This window comes from Microbacterium sp. SLBN-146 (assembly GCF_006715145.1).
Lineage (GTDB): Bacteria > Actinomycetota > Actinomycetes > Actinomycetales > Microbacteriaceae > Microbacterium.
Genome location: NZ_VFMR01000001.1, coordinates 1231648 through 1253358 on the forward strand (window position 1 = coordinate 1231648; position 21711 = coordinate 1253358).

Genomic DNA, 21711 nt, shown 5'->3' on the forward strand with positions numbered 1-21711 from the left:
TGTCACGCGTCGGCGACGAAAGTCCCCTGGTGGTAGCGGAGTCGAGGCTTCCCCTCGAAGAGGACCCATATCGACGCGTGCCAACTGGCGCGTTCGCGGCCCTCGACGCGGAACGTCGCGAGCACCACGTCCGGCGCGATGCCCTGCACGTCCCACTCGTCGGTGCGGGGCGTGGGGCGGTCGCTCTCCTGCAGGAGCGCCGCGATGATGTCCGCGCGGTTCCAGCGTCGGCCAGACCGTCCGACCTCCTCGAAGTCGGGATGCAGCAACTCCGCCAACCGCTCCGCGTCGTGGCGGGTGGCGGATGTGAGGAGCTCCTCCTCGGCCGCGCGTACGTCCGCTGCATCCATGCCCTCAAGTGTGCCCGCCTGCGCGGCGGTTCGCCGCTCCGCCCTCCCGGGCGACTCGGGGCGCAATCCGTCGTTCGGGGCGCACTATTCGCGCCCCGAGGTGATGGACAGCGCCCCGAGCAGCGCCGACCTCAGTCACCGCCGGCACCCTGACGGACCCGAAGACGGGACCCAGGTCGCTTGTCGCGACCTCCTGTCATCCACGAGTGTGTTCTCAGTGCGGGCCTTCTGGCTGCGCCGTCCCCCCGGGGAAGAGGAGATCATGACCCAGAATGCCGTCGCGCGAATGTCGCGACTCTCGGCGATAACCGCCCTCGCCCTCTCGGTCCTGGTGATCGCGGGGTGTGCGAGCGGTGCGACGGGGGGCGCCGGACAGGAGAGCAGCTCCGCGCCCTCAGCCTCCGCCATCCGTCCGGCCGCCCCGGAGGGTGAGCTCTCCGCCGACCTCCAAGCCCGGCTCCAGGACGCCCTCGAACAGGTCATGACCGAGTACGACGTGCCGGGCGCTGCGGCCGGAGTCTGGATTCCCGGCGAGGGGTCGTGGACGACGGCCGCTGGCCTGGCGAACATCGAGGACGACCTCGCCGTGACGACCGATATGGTCTGGCCGATCCGCAGCATCACGAAGTCGTACACCGTCACGCTCCTCCTGACGTTGGCCGACGAAGGCGCGCTGAGTCTCGACGATACGCTCGACCAGTACGTCGACGGGGTCACCGACGGTGATCAGATCACCCTCCTCCAGCTGGCGAACATGTCCAGCGGCAACGCAGAGTACGTCGGCGATGAGTTCATCGAGGACTACGCGGTCGACCCGACGAAGATCTACACACTCGACGAGTTGAACGCCTTCGTGCTCGGCAAGCCCGCACAGTTCGCGCCCGGCAGCCAGTATCTCTATACGAACTCGAACACGAACCTGCTCGGGGCGGTGATCGAGGAGGTCACGGGTCAGTCCTACGCCGAGGCGCTCCAGGAGCGCATCCTGACTCCCCTCGGGCAGAGCCGAACCACCTACATCACGGATGTCACCGACTGGGCCGAGCCGCATCCCGTCGGATACGTCGCGGTCGACGGCGCCCTGGAGCCGCGGGTCGAGAACGCCTCGATCCTCGGTGCCGCGGGCTCGCTGTTCTCGACGCTCGAAGACGGCCGAGTATGGGCCGAAGTCCTCGCGACCGGCGCTCTGCTGGAGCCTGAGACGCAGGAACTGCGACGCATCGGACACCCGATCCCCAAACCGCCCTACGACCGCTATGCCGTCGGCATGGGCGAAACGAACGGATGGTGGGGGCACAACGGCGAAGGTGTCGGCTTCACGGCTGCGACCTTCCACAACATCGACACGGGCGTCAGCATCGTCGTCTACATGAACGAATCAGACCTGCCCGACGTGCATCCCGCCGACACGGCTTTCCGGGCGCTCGCCGAGGTTCTCGCGACAGGAGAGGGCCGATGAGTCCGATGAGAGTGTCACGCAAAGCTGCCGTCCTGGCGATCATCGCCGTTGCGGCGCTGACCGTCGGCTGCACCGTCACCTCGGACGACGAGTCCGAGGTGACGGGGATCCCCGGTCTTCCCGACGAGGCGCTCGAGGTGATGAACCAGGATCAGTACGCCTCGGGGCGGTGGCTCATCTCCGTCGAAGACCTCGACACCGGCGAGGTTCTCATCGATCTCGACGGCGACAAGATGGCGGAGCCCGGCTCGTTCGTCAAGACCTACAGCGCGGGCGCCGCGTGGGTGAAATGGGGGCCGGACCACACCGTCACGACGCCCGTGAAGCAATCGGGGTCCGTCGAGAATGGCGTCTTGACCGGCGATCTCGTGCTCGTCGGTCAGGGCGACCTGACGATGGGTGGTCGAACGAAGGATGACGGCACCGTCGACTTCGCGAACCTCGACCACAACGACGCGAATCCGCTTCCCGGTGCGACCCTGACACCGCAAGACCCGCTCACGGGGCTGGACGATCTCGCCGCCCAGGTGCGAGCTGCCGGCATCACGATGGTCGACGGTGACGTCGTGATCGACGACCGGCTCTTCACGGGCACGCTCGCGGGGAAGCCTGTCACTCCGACGATCATCAACCAGAACCTTCTCGACATCCTGGTCACACCAAGTGCCGAGGGGGAGAGCGCGACGGCAGAGCTCACCCCCGCCGTCTCGCCGTGGAAGCTCGACAATCGGGTGCGCACCATCGGCCCGGACGAAGAGGCCAAGCTGGGAAACCCCGAGATCTCTTCCGACGATCCGTTCACGATCGTCATCTCCGGCACGGTCAACGCCGATGCCGATCCGGCGCTCAAGGTGTGGGAGGTCGACGACACGGCGAGCTTCGCCCGCACCGCCTTCATCGAGGCGCTCGCCCGCACGGGAGTGACCGTCACGGCCGACCCCGTCACGCCCAACGCGGCCGATCGGCTCCCCGCCGTTGCGGCGGTCGAGGCGCTTCCCGCCGTCGCCGAGCTCGAATCCCTGCCTCTCTCCGAGGAGGTCACCTACGTCATGAAGATCAGCTACAACCGCGGCGCCCAGACGCTCATCTGCCGGTTGGCTGCCGACGCCGGCGAGACGGACTGCAACAAGGGCATGCGGATCTCTCAGAAGATCTGGGCAGACGAGGGACTCGACACCCTCGGGGCATCGCTCGTCGACGGGTCCGGACTCGAGGGCAACCTCATCACTCCCGCCAATGCCGTGCAGATCCAATCCCTCATGGCCGAGCGGCCCGACGCGGACGGGTGGCGTGACACGATGCCCATCCTGGGGGTGGACGGCTCGCTCGCCGACGTCCAGACGGACAGTCCCGCCGCCGGCAAGGTCTTCGCGAAGACCGGCACGCTCGCGGGGAGCGACACGTTCAACGACCGGCTTCGACTGAGCACCAAGACGCTCGGGGGAGTCATGGACACCGCCGGCGGTCGCCACCTGGCGTTCACGATCATCGTCAATCAGGGCTTCTATCCCGGTCTCGAGGGTGTCTTCGAAGCGAACGACGACGTCGGCAAGGTCGCCGCCCTCATCCAGCAGGCATACTGAACCGTGACATCGCAGACGTCCGTCTTCCCGCTCAGCGATCCGAGTCCGCGGCGCTTGCAGGGTGGCCGCGTGGGGTCCCTCGAGTTCGCACTGATCTTCATCTGCGTCCTCTCCGGAGTCGCCGGCGCCATCGTGATTTCGGTGGGTGCGGCGGTGACCGAGAACCTCGTTCCCCTCGTGCAGTTCGTCGCGCTCTTCTGGGTATGGGTCGCGGCGGGAGTGTGCGCGTGGTGGCGGAGACCGACGAACGGGATCGGCGGCCTGCTCCTGATCGGTGGGCTCTCGATCCTGCTCGTGAGCACGGGCGCTTTGGACACCCCGTTCTTCAACGTCATCAACGCGGTCTTCGCGAGCAGCCCGCTGTCCGTGACGGTGCACCTTCTCCTCGCGTTCCCCTCGGGGCGCGTACGAGGACGACTGTCGATCTTGGCCGTCATCCTCGGCTACGTCACCTCCATCGGGTTCGACACGGCGCGAGCGCTCGCCACGGGAACAGACGCGTTCGAGCTGCTGTCCTTCGCCCAGAGCTCCCTGGGCCTCGCGGTCATGATCATGACGGCGATCGTGCTCGTGCGGCGGCTCCTGAGGGCGGATGCCGCGCACCGGCGCATCCTCCTGCCCCTCTTCACCTACGGTGCCCTCGCGGCGCTGGCTCTGCCGACGATCGCGAACGTCCTCTTCCCGCTGGGTGTCGACCCGATCCTCATCCTCTGGCTGCAGGGAGTGCTGCTCGCGGGCATCCCGATCGCCTTCCTGATCGGCGTCCTCCTGGGCGGCTTCACCCGAACGACACCTCTCGAAGCACTGAGCGAGTGGCTCGCGCTCCGCGGAGCCAGCCGTCCCGCGGTTGCTCGGGCTCTTGCGACGACCCTCGGCGACAGCACGCTGCGCGTCGCCTATTGGGATGCCGGGGCGAATCGCTTCGTCGATGAGAACGGCCTCGAGGTGACCGATGTCCGGTCGGACCCTGCACGCGGGTGGCTGCACGTGCGGGTCGACGACGACCTCGTGGGGGCGATCGACTACGACGCGCGGATGATCGCCGAGCCGTGGCCGGTGCGCCGCGCGGCGGGGGTTCTCGCGATCGCGATGGATCGAGAACGTGTGACCGCCCAGCTGCTCAGGACCAATGAGGCTCTGCTCCTCTCCCGCGTGCGAATCGTCGAAGCGGCGGACCGCGAGCGCTTCCGCATCGCACGGGATCTCCACGACGGCCTCCAGATGCAGCTCGTGCTGCTGGCGATAGAGGCGCAGAACATCGCGAACCTGCCCGCCGAGGCGAGTACCGTCGCTCCCGCCGAGAACCTCCGTCGCGGCATCGACGTCGCGGCGGCCGATCTGCGGCGGCTCGTGCACGACGTCCTGCCGGCCGCCCTGCTCGAGCAGGGCTTCATCGCCGCGACGGAGGATCTCGTGGACCGTCTGCCGATCACCGCGACATTCCACGCGCAGGTCGAGGAGTCGGCGATCGCGACGTCGACAGCGCACACTGCCTACTTCATCCTTGCCGAGGCCCTCTCCAATGTCGTCAAGCATGCGCGGGCATCCGCCGTGCAGGTGCGCGTCACGCAGGGGAGCGATCGCCTCGTCCTCGAGGTCGAAGACGACGGCGTCGGGGGCGCCCGGATGGAGTCGGGGACGGGCCTGAGAGGTCTCGCCGACCGGGTCGATGCTCTGCGCGGCTCGATCGACATCCGCTCCGACAGCGGTCGGGGCACGAGTGTGAGAGTGGAGTTGCCATGCGGGTCGTGATCGGCGAAGACGAAGTGCTGCTGCGTGAGGGGATCGCGCATGTCCTGGCCAGTGACGGGTTCCAGGTGCTCGCGAGCGTGACCGACGCCGTTCAGCTCGAACGCGAGGTGCAGCGGCATTCTCCCGATCTCGTGGTCACCGACATTCGGATGCCACCGAGCTACACCGACGAGGGTCTCGCGGCGGCCATCCGCATCCGACGCTCGCGTCCCGATATCGGCGTCGTCGTCGTCTCGCAGCATGTGCAGCGGAGGTACGCCGTCGAACTCCTCGACGGCGGAGGCGGATTCGGGTATCTCCTCAAGCAGCGGATCGCCGATGTGCGCACGTTCACGACCGACATCCGTCGCGTCGCTGCGGGAGGGACGGCCCTCGACCCCGAGGTCGTGTCGGTGCTCGTCGCGCGGGCGAGCCGTGGCGACTCTCCCGTGGGCCGCCTCACGCCCCGCCAGATCGAGGTGCTGGGTCTCATGGCCGAGGGGCGCAGCAACGCGGCGATCGCCGCTCAGCTCGTGCTGACCGAGAAGGCGGTCGTTCAGCACACGTCGAACATCTACGACGCGCTCGGTCTGCCGGTGGATGCCGACGACCACCGCCGTGTTCTCGCTGTCATCCGGTATCTGCAGGCGGCCGTGCCGTCGCCACGCTGAGACACCGCGCGCTGAGAGGGCCCGGCGCCGTTCACCCGCGCCGGGCCCTGCTCGTGGCGATCTCCGTCAGTCGCCGTACATGAGGTCGATCAGGCCCTTGGCGATGATGGGTGCCGGCGGTCGGCCATCGGCGGCCGGAGCGAGCGTCGTCCAGACGACGACGGTCATCTCGGTCTCGGGGTCGTAGCCCATGAAGGAGTTGTAGCCCGGAAGCGAACCGATGTGGCCGTAGAACGTGCCCATCCGCGCGAGGCCCCAGCCGTAGTCGCCGCCCTGTCCGTTCGGCTCGACGCTGTCGAGTCGCGCCTGCTGCATCTCGTCGCTCAGCAGTCCTCCACCGCCGAGTGCCTCCACCCAGGTCGCAAGATCGGATGCCGTCGAGATTCCGGCACCGGCAGCCGATGTCCACGACGGGTTGGCGTTCGTGTGGTCCGTGGGCAGCAGCTCGCCCGCTGCGGCCTTCGCGAGGTCTTCCTCGGAGAGGGAGGGCTCGGTCATCGTGTCGACGTTGTTCGAGAACATGTAGCCGTGCGGGTACGGCGCCGGGAGCGACGTATCGGTCGCGACGGGGTACGACGTCTCGGTGAGTCCGAGCGGCTCGATCAGGCGCTCCTGGACGATCTCGTCCATCGGCTTTCCCTCGATGTCTTCGGCGATCAACCCGAGCAGCACCGTGTTGGTGTTCGAGTACTCGTAGCCCTCGCCGGGTGCGAAGTACACGGGCTCGGCGAGTCCCATCGCGACGAGCTCTTCCGGATCCCAGACGCGATCGGGCGTCTCATCCAGCGCCGTGTTGAGTTCGAGCGTCGTCGTGTAGTTGTGCAGACCGCTGCGCATGTTGAGCAGCTGGGCGATCGTGATGTTGTCGCCGTTGGGCACATCGGGTCGATACATCGACACGGGATCGTCGAGGGCGATCTTCCCCTCCTCGACGAGCTGCAGAATGACCGTGCCCGTCCATGTCTTGGTGTTCGAGCCAATTCGGATGTGGTCGTCCAGCGTGACGGGCGTCGTGCCGTTCCATTCCGTCACCCCGTACGCAGAGGTGATCTCCTCGTCGGGAGTGCGGATGAGCATGACGGCTCCGGGGACGAGCATCTCCTCTGCCGTCTCCTCGAACGTCGCGACGAGCGCGTCCGCGTCGAGGGCCGTGCCCGCGGCATCCGGAGTCGCACTCGGTGTGGCTGTGTCCGCCGCGGGGGCCGCGCAGCCCGCGAGCGCGAGCGTCGACACCAGAACCGCGGCAGCCGCGATGCGCGGCATCCGTGATGTGCTCGGAAGAGCCGAGCTCTCGATCTTCGTCCTACTGGCCACGACATTTCCTCCTCGACCCGCACAGGCGCGCGGCATCCGTTTCAGTCTTCCGGGCGACGAGTGTTCCGACCATGGACGCAGGTCCCCTATCCCGCACACACGAGTGCGCGTGCCGAGATCGACTCGACACGCGCACTCGTGTGTGTGGGGACCGGGGTGTCAGGTCCTTCGCGGACGCCGGCTGAGGTTCCTGCGGAGCACCAGTAGTCCGGCTCCGAGCAGGGCTGCCGTCGCGGCCATGCCGGCGAGCAGGACGTCCGGCGTGGACCCTGTCGCCGCGAGCGAGCGGGCCGACGCCGCGGCGGGCGTGACCGCCGTCACGGTGCCGAGCGGGAGTCCCGTTGCCGGATCCGTCGGAACGCGGGCCCCGAGCTCGCCGCCGATGAACGGTGCGTTCCGGACCGTGTACTCCCACTCGCGGTCGGCGGCAGGAAGATCGGCGTACACGTTCGGCAGCTCGAAGTAGCGCGAGCCGTCGAAGACGATGATCGTCCCCTCCGTGTGCACCATCGGCGGAGTCGCCTCGAGCCACCCCGTCATGTGCGGAGGAATCGGGATCTTGTAGGACTTCGCGGTCGTGGTCGAGCTCGTCGTCGACCGGCTCCAGCTCGACTTCACGCTCGCCGAGACCTTGCCGATGAAGTACTGCTGCTCGAAGGCGAACGTGTACTCCTGCCCGCCGGTCACGGTGACCGATTCGGTTCCGCTGATCGAGTACGTCGACTCGGTCTGCACCTCCGTCGTGTTGTTGTAGCGCGCGGATACGACGCGTCCCTTGCCCACCGTGTCGGTGACGGACGCGAGGGCATATCCGCAGTGCGAGACGTCGGTGCCCGAGCAGTGGGCCGCGAGGAGCGTCTTCTGCTGGAGCGGATTCGTGACGACGGTCATGGGACGACGCACGACTTCGTAGGTGAACTCGTGGTTCCCTCGGTAGTCGAGCTCTCTCCCACCCAGGAACTTGCAGTCATAGGGTGACGCGAGTTCGGGGATCTGCTGATCGATCGGGTTCGCCGCCTTCCGTGGATCTCCGTCGTAGACCGCGCACGTGTTGTTCCAGCTGAAGCTCGCTCCGCGGACCGTCTGGATGTAGCCGGCGATGTAGAACTGCGTCGGTGTTCCGTTCTCGGCGATCCGGTAGACGAACGCCGTCGTCGCGGCGCTGCCGTTGATGAGGGCGACATCGCCGCGGCGCAGCACGACGTTGAATGACGTCGACGAGTTCTCCGCCACTGTCGGCGTGCCGTCGATGTGATACGGCAGCTCGGGCTCGAAGGTCCCCTCGACCAGCGAGACGGGTCCGGACGTCTTGAGGATGCCCCAGGCTTCGGCATCGCGGTTCATCGAGATGTCGAACCGGATCTTGGCGTTCGGGAACCCCTGCGTGTAGTGCGTCGAGCACACGAATTGCGTCGCGGGCTGGCCACCGGCATCCGGATCGCCCTCGAAGACGGTGCACTCGCCGTAGTAGGTGCTGCCCGATTCATACACCCGCGTCGCGACCCAGAACCCCGACGGAGCGCCGAGCTGATCGATGCGGTACGCCGTGCTCAGGTCGATGCCCGTCGAGCCCGACTCTCCGTAGGTGCCGAAGACGCTGTAGATGTCGTTCGCCGCCCCGGTCACCTGGGCGGGCAACGCCGACGGAGTGCCCCGCGTCGTGTTGCGTACATGGCCTTCAGCGAGCTCGAGGCGGTCGAGGTTGTAGCTGACCCAGATCCTGCCCGTCGACTGCGCAGCCGCGACGTCGTCCTCGGCTGCAGCGACGACCTCGTCTCTCGCGGCTTCCGTCTCAAGGGACTCTGGTGCTTGTTCGGGCACCTCTTCCGCGGGTGCCGCCGCCGCGGGCGCGTCGTTCGCGGGCGTGTCCGGCGTCGGCTCTTCTGCAGCCGGAGTGTCGGGGGTGCCGGCTTCCGTCCCACCGGAAGCCCCTTCCGCGACGGGCTCGGTCGTTGTCGTGTCGAGCACCGCAGCGGACGCTGCGACCCCTCCGCTCAGCGCAATGGTCGCAGCCATCGTGACTGCCCCCACCGTCAGCACTAGCTTTCTCAACATCTCGTATCGTCCCTTTCGCGGCTGCACCACGCGGTCCGCGATTCGGATCTCGCACATGGCTCGCGCTGACGCGATTGCCGCTCTTCCATGCTCGGAGGGCGCCGATCCAGCCACCATGGGCCTACGTCGCCTATCCGGCAGGCCCTGGTCGCGATCCTGAGGAGATCCGCGATTCTGAGGGCGGATGCCGCGTGAGCGACCTCACCCTCGCGGATCTCCTCAGAACCGCGGGGCCGCCGCGGCATCCCGGGACCTTCGACCCGCCACACCGACAGCGGAGGGTTCACGCTGGCGGTATGTCCTCCTCGAGACCCGTCGCGGGGTTTCTCCTGCGCGTGACGATCGCGCATGTCGTCACGTACTTCGTGGTGGGCCTCATCGCGGCCGCCGTCATCGACTACGCCGACCTGTTCACCCAGCCCGTCATCCGGGATTTCATGCGCCCGTTCGGATCCGTCGCGGTGATCGTCGGTCCGCTTCTTCAAGTAGTGCGGGGCCTTCTCATCGCGGCGGTGCTGCTCCCCTTCCGCGCGGTGATCGCGGCGGGGCGAGGGTGGCTCTGGCTGTGGCTGCTGTTCCTCGGCATCGGGATCCTCTCGACACCCGCAGCCGCGCCGGGTTCGTTGGAGGGCGCCGTCTACAGTCAGCTTCCCTGGTGGTATCACCTGCTCGGGATGCCGGAGATGCTCGTGCAGACGCTGGCGTTCAGCGCCCTCGTGCACCTCATTGCACGGCATCCGACGGGGGTGTTCGCGGCGCTGCCACCCGTGTTCGAACGGATCCTGCGTGCACTCGTCGTCGCGTGCTTCTCGTTCATCGGCTACGCCGCCGTCTCGGTCGTCTTCGCGCTCGCCGTCGGGGCGCCGATCGGCGCGGCAGAGAATTTGTCGCCCGCGGTTCAGGGCATCTTCGTCCTGCCGTTCCTCGTGAACGGCGTCATCGCCTTCTTTGCGGCCGCTGAACATGCACCTCGCCGACGGCTCGCTGCGGCGGCGATCTCGTACGGAGCGGGGGCCATCAGCATCCTGAGCTACCAAGCGATCGTGTTCGGCAGCGCCGACCTCGTCTACGGACTCGTCGCACCCGTTCTCCCCGCCGTCATCCTGTGGCTCGTCACGGCGCACAGACGCGGTTCAGGGAGCGTCCCCACCGATGCGGACGTGGAAAGCGCCCAGCACGCCCGCCCGGCGCGCTGAGGAGATCCGCAATTCTGAGGACGGATGCCGCGAAAAGCTCCTCAGCTTCGCGGATCTCCTCAGAATCGCTACGCGCGTCGCGCGCGAGGTGCGCCGATTCCCAGCATCCGTGCGAAGAGCGCGTGCAGCGGCGACACCAGCACCATGAGGAAGAGCGCCGAATATCCGATCGCCGGGACAGCGATGGCAACGACGAGCGCCACCAGGAACATGACGGTCGTGAGGACGTCGGCGAGGAGGCCTCGGCGCATTCCCCGGTCGGGGATCCGGTGAAGGCTCGGGTGCGCGCGCAGGTACAGGCGCGCGGCGCCCAGCGTGATGCAGGTGAGCGCCATCGTACCGATGTAGATGATCAACTGGAGATCGTCCTGCGCCACCTGGCCGGTGAGGGCGGTGGCGACGGGGAGCCAGGCGATCGTCAGCATCCACGCGACGGTGATCCACAGCAGCGTGTCGGTGACGCGTTCCACGAGCGCGAAGAGCCGGTGGTGGCTGATCCAGAAGTTCGCGATCAGAGCGAAGCTCAAGACGAACAGCAGGATCGAGTCGAGGTTGCCCGAGAGCCAGTCCCACGTCGAGTCACCCGCGCTCGACGCGTCGCCGATCGTATTGATCAGAGGCAGGACGAGCAGCGTCATGGCGATCGCGACGACGGCGTCGGTGAAGGATTTCAGCCGTTCGGCCTTCACCGGCGTGTGACCGTCGACCTCGGCATCCGTCGTGTCGGTCTCGTCCTTCGGTGCGGCCACTGAGACATCCCCTCACTACAGGCGTCTTGCCCGCGTGGGATCAGTCTGGCGTGCTCCTCCGCTCTCCGCCCGGATCGCACTGCAACCCGATCGGTTGGGGGGCGGCGGCGCTCGGAGAGTCCGAACGCCGCCGGGCGCCTCAGTACTTGGCCGACTGCCCACCATCGATCGGGATGACCGTTGCGTTCACGTACGACGCGTCGTCGGACAGGAGAAAGGCGACGACGGCCGCGATCTCGGGGGCCTCTCCGTAGCGCTTCGTGGGGTTCGCCTGGATGAACTGCTCGGCGGCCTGGCGCGGGTTCTCGGCGTCGAGCTGCTTCATCGAGTTCTCCACCATCGGGGTCCAGATCGCTCCGGGAGCGATGGCGTTGACGCGCACACCGAACTCGCCGTACTCCACTGCGGAGTTGCGGGTGAGGCCCACGACGCCGTGCTTCGCAGCCGCGTAGCCCGACTGGCGTCCGATTCCGCGGATCCCGCCGACGCTCGCGGTGTTCACGACGGTGCCGCTGCCCTGCTCGCGCATGACCTTCAGAACCTTCTCGAGTCCGAGAAACACGCCCCGCAGGTTGATCGAGACGACCCGGTCGAACTCGTCGGCCGAGAAGTCCTCCGTGAGGTTCTGTCGGCCTTCGATGCCGGCGTTGTTGAAGAACCCGTCGATGCGGCCGAAGTTCGAGAGCGTCTCATCGACGTAGCGCTGAGTGCCGTCTTCGCTCGAGACGTCGGCGACGACGGTCAGGAGCGTGGCCTCGGGTGCGGCCTCGCGAACGGCATCCACCGTGGCCTGGAGCCCGGCTTCGGACACATCGACGAGCGACAGGTTCGCACCTTCGGAAGCCAACCGGACCGCCGTCGCTCGGCCGAGGCCGGAACCGGCTCCCGTGATGAGGACAGTGCGGTCAGTGAATCGTGCAGTCATATCTCTCGCCTTTCGTATCGAGACACCCAGCACGTTCAGCTCATGACCGGATGCCTCATCTCTGTGCTTCCTCCAGAGGGCAACGACACGGGCCTGCGACGAATTCCGATGCGGAAGCGTATCTCAGCGCGCAGCGACCCGCAGCGCCGGGATCCTCTCGTCCGCTCCGCGAATAACGAAGGCGACGCTCACGAGCGCGAGCACGATGGCAGCGATCTCGATGACGCCACCGAGGGCGAAGAAGGGGCCGGGCGTGCCGCGTCCGAGGGCGAAGGTCGAGAAGTCCCACAGGCCGTGGAGGACCATGGCCCAGATCAGGCTGCCCGTGACGCGGCGCAGGATGTAGAAGATCGTTCCGGCGCCGAAGGCCAGCGCGACCTGTTGCACGGTGGAGCCGATCGGTGCACCGCTGAGTGCGTTGACCAAGTGCATGATTCCGAACAACGCGGAGGTGAGGAACCAGACCCATACCTCGGACAGTCGGTTCCGCAAGCCGACGAGCAGGAGGCCACGAGTGGCCAGTTCTTCCGTGAAGCCGACGAGCAGCAGAACGACGGATGCCGCGAGGAAGGCCGCGTCGTAAGAGCTCCAGTCGACCGAGGCGAGGTTCACGATCAGAGCGACACCCATGATCGCCGGTGCGATGATCGGCCACTTGTGCCCTGACCGGTGGCGGTCGAACAGGGCAGGGCGCCACCAGCCGAGCAGAGTCGTGGTGATCGCGAGGAGGATGGCCCCGGCGATCAGTGAAAGGCCCGCGCCGAGGAAGAGGTTGCTTCCGCTCTCGCCGAGGTCGGTGTAGGGAATCCCCGTGAGTTGCTGCACGGTGAAGACCACAGCAACGTAGGCGAGGTAGATGACGATGCCGATCCACACGCGGGGCTGGACACGGTACTGATCCGCGGGGGTCGTCGTCATTCGCGGGGTCTCCATGCCGTCACGCCTCATCCTTTTCGGTGTCCTCGGCGGGGGTGTCGTGGGCCTCCACTTCGCCGAGGAGATCCTTCAAACCGAGCCCGCCGACAGCCTGCGCCTCGACCTCGAGAGTGGTTCCCGTCGTCGTGTCGGTCAGCCCGATCACCTGAACCGTGCCGCGACGACGCTTCGTGACCTCAAGGTTCGCGCGTTCGATGTGGGCGACGGGGTGGAGGTTCTTCCAGCCGCCGACGAGCCCTGTGCTCCGTCGTCCGAGCACGTAGAGTCGCGCGGGGGAGAGGGCGAGCACGAGGGACGGATAGCTCCCCTTCGACGCCGCGTTCACCCGCTCACCGATCATTCCGCCGGCAACGCCCCATGCCATGGTGTTGCTGCCGCCGCCCGCGACGCCGGCGGCAGCCCCGAGCACCCCGGCGAACGTCGAACCTCGGGGCATCACGACGGCGACATCGACGATCTCGTCATCGGGAATCGCTGCTTGGGCGCCCTCGCGCGCGTGCTCTTCTCTGGACATCGGTGACTTCCCCTCGGATCGGCCGACAACCGGGGTGGTCGGACTGTGCTTGGCCCGACAATACTGGAGATCGAGACACTTCTGAGCAACTTCGAAGGAACGCGGCAGAGAACTTTTCACGGTGTCTCCCCGCCCGCGTAGTTCGAGCCGGCCGCCTGCTTGAATGAACGGGGGCGAGATCACGTGGACGCGATGGCACAGGCGCGGGCGATGGAGTTTCTTGGGCGCTTCAACGACGATCTGACGCGTGTTTTCGACGAGGCGCTGGGCACGCAGTGGGCCGAGATCGAGGAGATGACGGCGATCAGCGCGGTGGCGTCCCTTCCCGCGGTGACAACGCGCGAGCTGGCCGAGCTCGCCCGCGTGAATCGACGGGCGGTCTCGCGCATGGTCGCTCGAATGAGCGCGGACGGCCTGGTGTCGTGCCGCCCCTCCGATCTGGACAGGCGTGCGGTCGCCCTCTCGTTGACCGATCTCGGTGCACGACGCGCGAGGGTGCTGGAGGTCTCGATCATCGAGTTCTTCCGAGACAACAAGGCCATCGCGCTGGAGATCAGTGCGGGATTGGGGTCGAATCGCTTCGCGCCCGCGACGTCCGCGTCAGCCGAGCCCATGGAGCTCCTGAGAAGAGTGTGTGAGGCCGGCGTCTCTCTCGTGCGCTTCATGCCCGATGCGGCGAGTCAAGGTCGGCTCGCCGCGCGGCAGCGAGCAGCCCTCGTGCAGGTCGTGACAGGCGGGCGCGTCCGACCGGGTGATCTGACTTCCTCTCTCGGCGTATCCCGGGGCGGAGTGGCGTACATCGTCGACCAGCTCTGCGCCAAGGGATACGTGGTCCGCCGCCGGGGCGCACTGGCGGAAGACCGCCGTGCCGTCATCCTCGAGGCGACGGATGCCGGCGCGGCAGCCGTTCACGCGGTCATGAGTGGCATCCATGAGCAGCGCGAGATGCTCGCCGACCTCTTCTTCGAGATTGCGCAGTGGCGCCCGGACACGGTCGGCGCGGAGCGGGCCTCGGAGGCGTTCAGCGAGTCGGCCGCCCGGCATTCCTGAGCAGGTCGGCCGTCGCTTCGTCGAGTCGAGGTACCTCATCCACGGGGACGGCGAGTGCCTGCAATGCGCGGCTGAGATAGTTCCGCACGGATGCAGCAAGCGTGATGTCGACGATCTGCCGGTCCGAGAAACCCACCTCACGCAGCGCCGCGCTGTCGTCGTCCGTCATCGACGCGGAGTCGGTCGAGAGTCGGTAGGCATAGTCGAACACGGCGATATCCGTTGCCGGCAGCACTCCTTCCGCCTCACCGTTCAGCAGCAGCCTCAGCTGGTCGGCGTCGAGTATTCCGGAGTCGAGCGTCTTGCGGCCGTGGGCGAGCAGGCAGTGTCGCGATGCCAGGCCCTGGGCCGCGCCGAGAGTGGCCATCTCGTAGGTGCGGAGTCCGATCGAGGGGACGATCGTGCGCACGAGTGCCTCGAAGGCGAGGTACGCCTCGGGGTTGACGGCCATCGCGCGGGTGTGGGCGAAGACGAATCCGTCGGCGGCGAGATCGTCGGCGTAGATCTCCGCGACGAGGCCCTCGGCGGTGTCGGGCGATGGGGTGGCGATGATCACGGCATCCTCCTCCGAGGCGGTATGCGGGGATGCCGCACACCTTAGGGCCACCGCGGAGGAAAAGCGATACGCGCGAGATGACCCGGCACAGGATGGTGTGCCTCTCACCAGGGCAAAGCAAAACCCCCGCCATGTAGAAGCTAGGCGAGGGTTTCTGGGATGACTGTAACGGTCATCCTTGTGGCTCCGACGGGCGTCGATCCCGTGACCTCACGATTTTCAGTCGTGCGCTCTACCAACTGAGCTACAGAGCCGCACGGCGTCCGAAGATGCCGTGTCCTAGACGAAAGCCCCTCCGAGAAGGGGCTGTCGCTCGGAGCGACCCTGACGGGACTTGAACCCGCGACCTCCGCCGTGACAGGGCGGCACGCTAACCAACTGCGCTACAGGGCCATGCGTATTCAGTTATGTGTGCGGAGTGGTGACCCCAACGGGATTCGAACCCGTGCTACCGCCGTGAAAGGGCGGCGTCCTAGGCCGCTAAACGATGGGGCCGAGTGAACCCGCGGGCCGAGACCCGGCGCTCACGCTTACCGACGCTCAAGCATACGAGATCCCCGACCAATGTGCCAATCGAGGGCGCGGCGGCGGGGAAAGCGGCATCCGTCGAGACAAACTGGCGGGTGCGCCGACGAGCCGCGGCGGGCAGACTGAATGTACGGATACCCGTTGCGCATGTGAAGCATGTTGCTAGTGTGAACAGGGTTGAGTACGCGACAGGAGACTGAAGTGCACCCCGAGCAGGTTGATGAGGAGTGCGGCTGCGCGCCGTCTGCGCGCGAACGCCGACGACTCTGGCCGTCCTCGGTCTCTCGCCGCACGGCCCTCGGCCTCGGCGTTCTCGGTCTCGCCGCCGCGGGTGGTCTTGCCGGCCCGCTCGTGGCTCCCGCGTTCGCAGCGACCTATCCGTCATGGCCCGACGTCGAGAAGGCCAAGGCCAACGAGGCCGCGAAAGCCGCCGAGGTGAAGCGCATCGAGGGCCTCATCCAGGCGCTCACCGACGACGTCGCGCTCAAGCAGCAGCTCGCGGAGCAGGCCGCCGACGAACTGTTCATCGCTCAGCAGGAGTACAACGAGGCCGCCTATCGCACGCAGCAGCTCCAGGCGGAGGCCGACGCGCAGGCCGCGACCGCCGCCGGTGCCGCGGAGAAGGCCGGCCGCGTCGCCGCGCAGCTCTACCGCAACGGCGGTGACGACACGTCACTCGAGCTGTTCTTCGCGGGCTCCGCGGCATCCGCCGACGATCTCCTCGCCCGCCTCGGCACCCTCGACAAGCTCTTCGAGCGCAACAGCGACGTGTACGCGCAGGCCGTGACCGCTCGGGATGCCGCGCAGACGACAACCGATCTTGCGGAGGTGCAGCGCCAGGAGCGCGATCGCCTGCAGAAGGTCGCCGAAGAGAAGATGGCCGCTGCGCAAGCCGCGGCCGACGCCGCCGCGGCAGCCCTCGCCGCGCAGGAGCAGTACCTCGGCACGCTCGAGGCCCAGCTCGCGGCCCTCAAGGACACGACCGCCAAGACCGTCGCCGACTATCAGGAAGGCGAGCGCATCCGCATCGAGAACGAGCGACGCGCGCGCGAAGAAGCCGAACGCAAAGCCCGTGAGGAAGCCGCCGCCATCGGCAACAGTGGCGGCGGGGGCGGCGGGGGGAGCTCCGGCGGCGGTGGCGGTTCGGGCGGCGGAGCTGTCGTCGGCAGCGGCTGGGCGCGTCCGTCCAGCGGTCGTTTCACGTCGGGTTACGGCCCCCGCTCGACGCAGTGCGGCCCCCAGGGCTGCGCGAGCAGCTGGCACCTCGGCACCGACATGGCGGCGGGCTGCGGCGCGGGCATCTACGCGGCAGCAGCGGGCACGGTCTCGATGGCCCAGGTCTACAGCGGCTACGGGAACTACGTCCGCATCGAACATGGCGGCGGCATCGCGACCGGCTATGCGCACGCCTCGCAGCTCCTCGTCAGCCGCGGACAGTGGGTCAACGCAGGTCAGCTCATCGCCCGCGAAGGCCAGACGGGCCGGTCGTTCGGCTGCCACCTCCACTTCGAGGTCTACACGCCGAGCGGCACGACGAACCCGCAGAACTTCATGGCGGCGCGCGGCGTCTGGCTGTAAGCCCCTCGGCAGAGACGACGAAGGCGGATGCCGCGAAGCATCCGCCTTCGTGAAGACTCGCGTCAGAGCGTGTTGGGCGACTCGCCCTCACCCTGCGTCTTGGTCTGGCCCTCGTGCTCGTCGAAGCGCTCGAATGCCTCGGTCACGAGACGCTCCGCCTCGGCGGCGTTCGCCCACTCGTCGACCTTGACCCACTTGCCGGGCTCGAGGTCCTTGTAGTGCTCGAAGAAGTGGTTGATCTCACCCTTCGTCCACTCGTCGAGGTCGTCGACGTCCTGCACGTGCGACCAGCGGGGGTCCTTCGCCAGCACGGCCACGACCTTGTCGTCGCCACCTGCCTCATCGCTCATCTTGAGCACGGCGACGGGACGCACCTTCGCCAGCACGCCGGGGTACAGGTCGCGGTCGAGCAGCAGGAGCACGTCGAGCGGGTCGCCGTCCTCGCCGAGCGTGTTCTCGAAGAAGCCGTAGTTTGCGGGGTAGCCCATCGGGGTGAACAGCACGCGGTCGAGGAACACGCGGCCGGTGCCGTGGTCGACCTCGTACTTCACGCGGCTGCCGCGGGGGATCTCGATGACGGCGTCGTACGCGCCCATTCTGCTGCTCCTTAGGTAGACGGATGCCGCCGACCAGCCTAGTCGCGGGCGCTCGGCGTTCAGTATTCAGTCTGGGCTGATGCCGCAGTCCCGTCGGCCCGCGGAAATCAGGGCCTGCCGCCCGGGGTGCCCACCGCGCAGACTGAATGTTGAACACGGATCGCCCGATACCGTGGACGGATGACCGACCTCCGCCCCGGCCTCGACCCCGCCGTCGCGGAGGTGCGTCGCGCCGTGCGCCGCGCGCTCGCACCGCTCCCGCCGGGATCGATCGTCCTCGTCGGGCTCTCGGGCGGCGCCGACTCGCTCGCCCTCGCGGCAGCGACGGCCTTCGAGGCGCCGAAGCTCGGGCTGCGTCCCGCCTCCCTCACCGTCGACCACGGCCTGCAGGAACAGTCGGCCGACATCGCCGCCGCGACGGCCCGCGCGGCCACGGCCCTCGGTCTCGATGCGCTCGTCGTCCGGGTCGAGGTCGGTGACGCCGGGGGGCCGGAGGCGGCGGCCCGGGATGCCCGCTACCGCGTCCTCCGCGACGCCGCGCGCGACACCGGCGCAGCCGCCGTCCTCGTCGGTCACACGCTCGACGATCAGGCAGAGACCGTGCTGCTCGGCCTCGCCCGCGGAGCCGGCGGCACGAGCCTGCAGGGGATGGCCGCGGCATCCGATCTCGAAGGCGTTCCGCTGCTGCGCCCCCTTCTCGAGGTGCGACGGACGACGACGCGCGCCGCCTGCGCGGCGGAAGGCCTCGAGCCGTGGGACGACCCGCACAACCTCGATCCCCGGTTCGCGCGCGTGCGTGTGCGGGAGCGCGTGCTGCCCGTGCTCGAGGCTGAACTCGGTCCCGGCGTCGCGGAAGCGCTCGCCCGGACTGCTGCGCAGCTGCGCGAAGACGCCGAGGCCTTCGACGAGATGATCGGCGAGACGATCGAGGACATCGTCGAACCGGCCGAAGCGGGGATCGCCGTCTCGGTTGCCGCGCTCGCCGCCAATCCGGCCGCGCTTCGGCACCGCATCATCCGACACGTCGTCGCCGCCGAGTTCCACGAGAGCCTCACGCGTTCCCAGACGCTCGAGGTCGCCCGCCTTGTGACGGACTGGAACGGTCAGGGACCGATCGATCTGCCGGGATGCCGTGCCCGGCGCGAGGCAGGCCGGCTCGTTTTCGTCGCGCGGTCCTGAGCGCGTCGCCGCGGAGCGGCCGCACGTAGACTTCTGCCATGCGGGCCTCCGACATCCAGAACGACCTGACCGACGTCCTCGTCACCGAGGAGCAGATCCGCGCGAAGCTCGATGAGATCGCCGCGCGCGTCGCGGAGGATTACGCCGGGAAAGACCTCCTGCTCGTGGGCGTGCTCAAGGGCGCGATCATGGTGATGGCCGACTTCTCGCGGGCGCTGCCGATGAGTGCCGCGATGGACTGGATGGCCGTCTCCTCGTACGGCACCGGGACGAAGTCGAGCGGCGTCGTCCAGATCCGGAAGGACCTCGACACCGACCTCCACGGCAAGCACGTCCTGATCGTCGAGGACATCATCGACTCGGGCCTGACGCTCAGCTGGCTGCTCGAGAACTTCGAGTCGCGGGGCGCGGCATCCATCGAGGTCTTCGCACTCCTTCGCAAGCCGGATGCCGCCAAGGTCGAGGTGCGATCCAAGTACGTCGGGTTCGACATCCCGAACGAGTTCGTGGTCGGCTACGGGCTCGACTACGCGGAGCAGTACCGCAACCTCCGCGATGTCGCGGTGCTCGCGCCGCACGTCTACTCCTGACGGATCGCGTGTGCCCGCGTACGCCGTGGGCGAATGCACAGACTGACCATAGGCCGCCCGTTATACCCTGAACGCACTGTCTCGCGGGCCCTGCGCCTCTGGGCGGTTCGTTCGACGAAAGGGTTCGGCGCTCGCCGTCACCATGTTCAAGAAGCTCACTCGCAATCCCTTCGTGTACGTCGTACTCATCGGCGTGCTGCTCATCGTGGGCTTCATGCTCATCTCGAGCCTCGGCGGCGCGAAGCAGATCTCGACGCAGGAGGGGCTCGAGCTCCTCAAGGGCAGCACGGTCACCGAGGTCACCAACACCGACGGTGACCAGCGCGTCGACATGACTCTCTCCTCGCCCTACGAGGGTGCGTCCGAAGTGCAGTTCTATTACGTCTCCGCTCGTGCGACCGAGGTCGTGGATGCGGTGAACGCCGCCGCACCGGAGGACGGCTTCAACGACGCCGTCCCGCGTGCGACGTGGTTCGACGGCTTCCTCTCCCTTCTTCTGCCGATCCTGCTGCTCGGCCTGCTCTTCTGGTTCTTGATGTCGAGCGCCCAGGGCGGCGGCTCGAAGGTCATGCAGTTCGGCAAGTCTCGCGCCAAGCTCGTGACGAAGGAGATGCCGCAGGTCACGTTCCAGGATGTCGCCGGGTCGGACGAGGCGATCGAGGAACTGCAGGAGATCAAGGACTTCCTGAAGGACCCCGCCAAGTTCCAGGCGGTCGGTGCCCGCATCCCGAAGGGCGTGCTCCTGTACGGCCCTCCCGGAACGGGCAAGACGCTCCTCGCTCGCGCCGTCGCGGGTGAGGCCGGTGTCCCCTTCTACTCGATCTCGGGTTCGGACTTCGTGGAGATGTTCGTCGGCGTCGGCGCGAGCCGTGTGCGCGACCTCTTCAACCAGGCGAAGGAGACGTCGCCCGCGATCATCTTCATCGACGAGATCGACGCCGTCGGTCGTCACCGCGGCGCCGGCATGGGCGGCGGACACGACGAGCGCGAGCAGACGCTCAACCAGATGCTCGTCGAGATGGACGGATTCGACCCGAAGGTCAACGTCATCGTGATCGCGGCGACGAACCGTCCCGACATCCTCGACCCCGCTCTTCTGCGTCCCGGTCGCTTCGACCGTCAGATCGGTGTGGATGCCCCCGATCTCAAGGGCCGGCAGAAGATCCTCGAAGTGCACGGTCGCGGCAAGCCGCTCGCCGACGGGGTCGACCTCGAAGTCGTCGCCCGCAAGACGCCCGGTTTCACGGGTGCCGACCTCGCAAACGTCCTCAACGAGGCCGCCCTGCTGACGGCGCGCTCGAACGCGCAGCTCATCGACAACCGTGCCCTCGACGAGGCCATCGACCGTGTCCTCGCGGGTCCGCAGCGTCGGACGCGCGTCATGAAGGACAAGGAGAAGCTCATCACGGCGTACCACGAGGGCGGACACGCGCTCGCGGCGGCGGCGATGAACCACACCGACCCCGTGACGAAGGTGACGATCCTCCCGCGCGGCAAGGCTCTCGGCTACACGATGGTGCTGCCGCTCGACGACAAGTACTCCATCACCCGCAACGAACTGCAGGACCAGCTGGCGTACGCCATGGGCGGGCGCGTCGCCGAGGAGATCGTCTTCCACGACCCCACGACGGGCGCCTCGAACGACATCGAGAAGGCGACGGGCATCGCCCGCAAGATGGTCACCGAGTACGGCATGACGATGGACGTCGGACCCGTCAAGCTCGGCCAGTCGTCGGGTGAGGTCTTCATGGGCCGCGACATGGGTCACGGGCGCGAGTACTCCGAGCGGGTCGCCGAACGGGTGGACCAGCAGGTGCGCGGGCTCATCGAGCAGGCGCACAACGAGGCGTACGAGGTCATCAACGCCAACCGTGACGTGCTCGACAAGCTCGCCCTGGAGCTCCTCGAGAAGGAGACCCTGGATCACCTCGAGCTCGCCGAGATCTTCAAGGACGTCAAGCGCCTCCCGCCGCGGCCGCAGTGGCTCTCGAGCGAGCAGCGTCCGGTGTCCGAGTTGCCTCCCGTCGCGGTTCCTCAGCGTCGTGAAGAGGCGGGACTCGCGGCATCCGTCGAGGCCGAGGCTCCCGCAGCCGAGAAGGCGGCGGTGCGTCGCCCGTCCGGACAGGCGCGCCCCGCGACCGCGTAGGCTCG

19 protein-coding genes and 3 tRNA genes are annotated in these 21711 nt (G+C 67.6%); 10 read left to right on the forward strand and 12 right to left on the reverse strand.

Features of this window, described 5'->3' with window-relative positions; genetic code table 11:
• Positions 1-2: 2 nt before the first annotated feature.
• Positions 3-350: a DUF4440 domain-containing protein gene (locus tag FBY39_RS05290; RefSeq protein WP_141930804.1), complete on the reverse strand. Its 348-nt coding sequence runs from the start codon at positions 348-350 to the stop codon at positions 3-5.
• Positions 351-612: 262 nt separating this feature from the next.
• On the opposite strand from FBY39_RS05290, the gene FBY39_RS05295 reads away from it, so the two are divergent.
• From FBY39_RS05295 to FBY39_RS05310, 4 genes are read left to right on the forward strand one after another with little or no spacing between them, the layout of a single operon-like run.
• Entirely contained in the window at positions 613-1809 is a 1197-nt protein-coding gene (locus FBY39_RS05295) for a serine hydrolase (RefSeq protein ID WP_160132951.1), read from the forward strand.
• A complete protein-coding gene (gene dacB / locus FBY39_RS05300; protein WP_141930807.1) occupies positions 1806-3392 on the forward strand; it encodes a D-alanyl-D-alanine carboxypeptidase/D-alanyl-D-alanine-endopeptidase in 1587 nt (528 codons plus the stop codon). Before FBY39_RS05295 ends, dacB begins: the two co-directional genes overlap by 4 nt.
• A 3-nt stretch (positions 3393-3395) precedes the next feature.
• Entirely contained in the window at positions 3396-5144 is a 1749-nt protein-coding gene (locus FBY39_RS05305; protein ID WP_141930810.1) for a sensor histidine kinase, read from the forward strand.
• The gene (locus FBY39_RS05310) at positions 5132-5794 is read left to right on the forward strand and encodes a response regulator transcription factor (RefSeq protein WP_141930812.1); all 663 of its coding nucleotides are present in this window, start codon (positions 5132-5134) and stop codon (positions 5792-5794) included. Before FBY39_RS05305 ends, FBY39_RS05310 begins: the two co-directional genes overlap by 13 nt.
• A gap of 66 nt (positions 5795-5860) precedes the next feature.
• Here FBY39_RS05310 and FBY39_RS05315 read toward each other — a convergent pair whose 3' ends face one another.
• Together FBY39_RS05315 and FBY39_RS05320 are read right to left on the reverse strand one after the other, a co-directional pair.
• Positions 5861-7108, reverse strand: coding sequence for a serine hydrolase (locus FBY39_RS05315; protein ID WP_260837455.1), 1248 nt, complete (start codon positions 7106-7108; stop codon positions 5861-5863).
• A gap of 159 nt (positions 7109-7267) precedes the next feature.
• A complete protein-coding gene (locus FBY39_RS05320; RefSeq protein WP_141930814.1) occupies positions 7268-9124 on the reverse strand; it encodes a hypothetical protein in 1857 nt (618 codons plus the stop codon).
• Positions 9125-9459: 335 nt separating this feature from the next.
• On the opposite strand from FBY39_RS05320, the gene FBY39_RS05325 reads away from it, so the two are divergent.
• Entirely contained in the window at positions 9460-10359 is a 900-nt protein-coding gene (locus FBY39_RS05325; protein WP_141930816.1) for a hypothetical protein, read from the forward strand.
• Between the two features lie 68 nt (positions 10360-10427).
• Here the strand turns inward: FBY39_RS05325 and FBY39_RS05330 are convergent, their stop codons facing one another.
• The 4 genes from FBY39_RS05330 to FBY39_RS05345 all read right to left on the reverse strand — a co-directional run bounded on the left by FBY39_RS05330 (position 10428) and on the right by FBY39_RS05345 (position 13483).
• Positions 10428-11108, reverse strand: a complete 681-nt coding sequence (locus FBY39_RS05330) for a TMEM175 family protein (protein ID WP_141930818.1) — start codon at positions 11106-11108, stop codon at positions 10428-10430.
• A gap of 139 nt (positions 11109-11247) precedes the next feature.
• Positions 11248-12033 (reverse strand): glucose 1-dehydrogenase, encoded by a 786-nt coding sequence (locus FBY39_RS05335; RefSeq protein ID WP_141930820.1) that lies wholly within the window; start codon positions 12031-12033, stop codon positions 11248-11250.
• Positions 12034-12156: 123 nt separating this feature from the next.
• On the reverse strand, positions 12157-12966 hold the full coding sequence (locus tag FBY39_RS05340; RefSeq protein WP_260837456.1) for a CPBP family intramembrane glutamic endopeptidase: 810 nt from the start codon (positions 12964-12966) through the stop codon (positions 12157-12159).
• A gap of 4 nt (positions 12967-12970) precedes the next feature.
• A complete protein-coding gene (locus FBY39_RS05345) occupies positions 12971-13483 on the reverse strand; it encodes a hypothetical protein (protein WP_141930821.1) in 513 nt (170 codons plus the stop codon).
• Positions 13484-13693: 210 nt separating this feature from the next.
• Between FBY39_RS05345 and FBY39_RS16370 the strand changes: the two genes are divergently transcribed.
• Complete coding sequence (locus FBY39_RS16370) at positions 13694-14533, forward strand: MarR family winged helix-turn-helix transcriptional regulator (RefSeq protein WP_186336920.1); 840 nt, start codon at positions 13694-13696, stop codon at positions 14531-14533.
• Here the strand turns inward: FBY39_RS16370 and FBY39_RS05355 are convergent.
• The 4 genes from FBY39_RS05355 to FBY39_RS05370 all read right to left on the reverse strand — a co-directional run bounded on the left by FBY39_RS05355 (position 14505) and on the right by FBY39_RS05370 (position 15584).
• On the reverse strand, positions 14505-15089 hold the full coding sequence (locus FBY39_RS05355) for a carboxymuconolactone decarboxylase family protein (protein ID WP_186336921.1): 585 nt from the start codon (positions 15087-15089) through the stop codon (positions 14505-14507). The genes FBY39_RS16370 and FBY39_RS05355 overlap by 29 nt on opposite strands.
• A gap of 181 nt (positions 15090-15270) precedes the next feature.
• Positions 15271-15343: transfer RNA gene (locus tag FBY39_RS05360), tRNA-Phe, on the reverse strand.
• A gap of 65 nt (positions 15344-15408) precedes the next feature.
• A tRNA-Asp gene (locus FBY39_RS05365) sits at positions 15409-15482 on the reverse strand.
• 26 nt (positions 15483-15508) lie between these two features.
• A tRNA-Glu gene (locus FBY39_RS05370) sits at positions 15509-15584 on the reverse strand.
• A 210-nt stretch (positions 15585-15794) separates the two neighbouring features.
• Here FBY39_RS05370 and FBY39_RS05375 point away from each other — a divergent pair.
• Entirely contained in the window at positions 15795-17195 is a 1401-nt protein-coding gene (locus tag FBY39_RS05375; protein ID WP_141930823.1) for a M23 family metallopeptidase, read from the forward strand.
• A gap of 62 nt (positions 17196-17257) precedes the next feature.
• On the opposite strand, the gene FBY39_RS05380 is transcribed toward FBY39_RS05375, so the two are convergent.
• The gene (locus FBY39_RS05380; RefSeq protein WP_141930825.1) at positions 17258-17791 is read right to left on the reverse strand and encodes an inorganic diphosphatase; all 534 of its coding nucleotides are present in this window, start codon (positions 17789-17791) and stop codon (positions 17258-17260) included.
• A 180-nt stretch (positions 17792-17971) separates the two neighbouring features.
• Between FBY39_RS05380 and tilS the strand changes: the two genes are divergently transcribed.
• The 3 genes from tilS (at position 17972) to ftsH (ending at position 21706) form a co-directional block, all read left to right on the forward strand.
• Positions 17972-18970, forward strand: coding sequence for a tRNA lysidine(34) synthetase TilS (tilS, locus tag FBY39_RS05385; protein ID WP_141930827.1), 999 nt, complete (start codon positions 17972-17974; stop codon positions 18968-18970).
• Positions 18971-19008: 38 nt separating this feature from the next.
• Positions 19009-19560, forward strand: coding sequence for a hypoxanthine phosphoribosyltransferase (gene hpt, locus FBY39_RS05390; RefSeq protein WP_141930829.1), 552 nt, complete (start codon positions 19009-19011; stop codon positions 19558-19560).
• A 142-nt stretch (positions 19561-19702) separates the two neighbouring features.
• Positions 19703-21706, forward strand: a complete 2004-nt coding sequence (ftsH, locus tag FBY39_RS05395; RefSeq protein WP_141930832.1) for an ATP-dependent zinc metalloprotease FtsH — start codon at positions 19703-19705, stop codon at positions 21704-21706.
• The last annotated feature ends 5 nt before the right edge of the window (positions 21707-21711 follow it).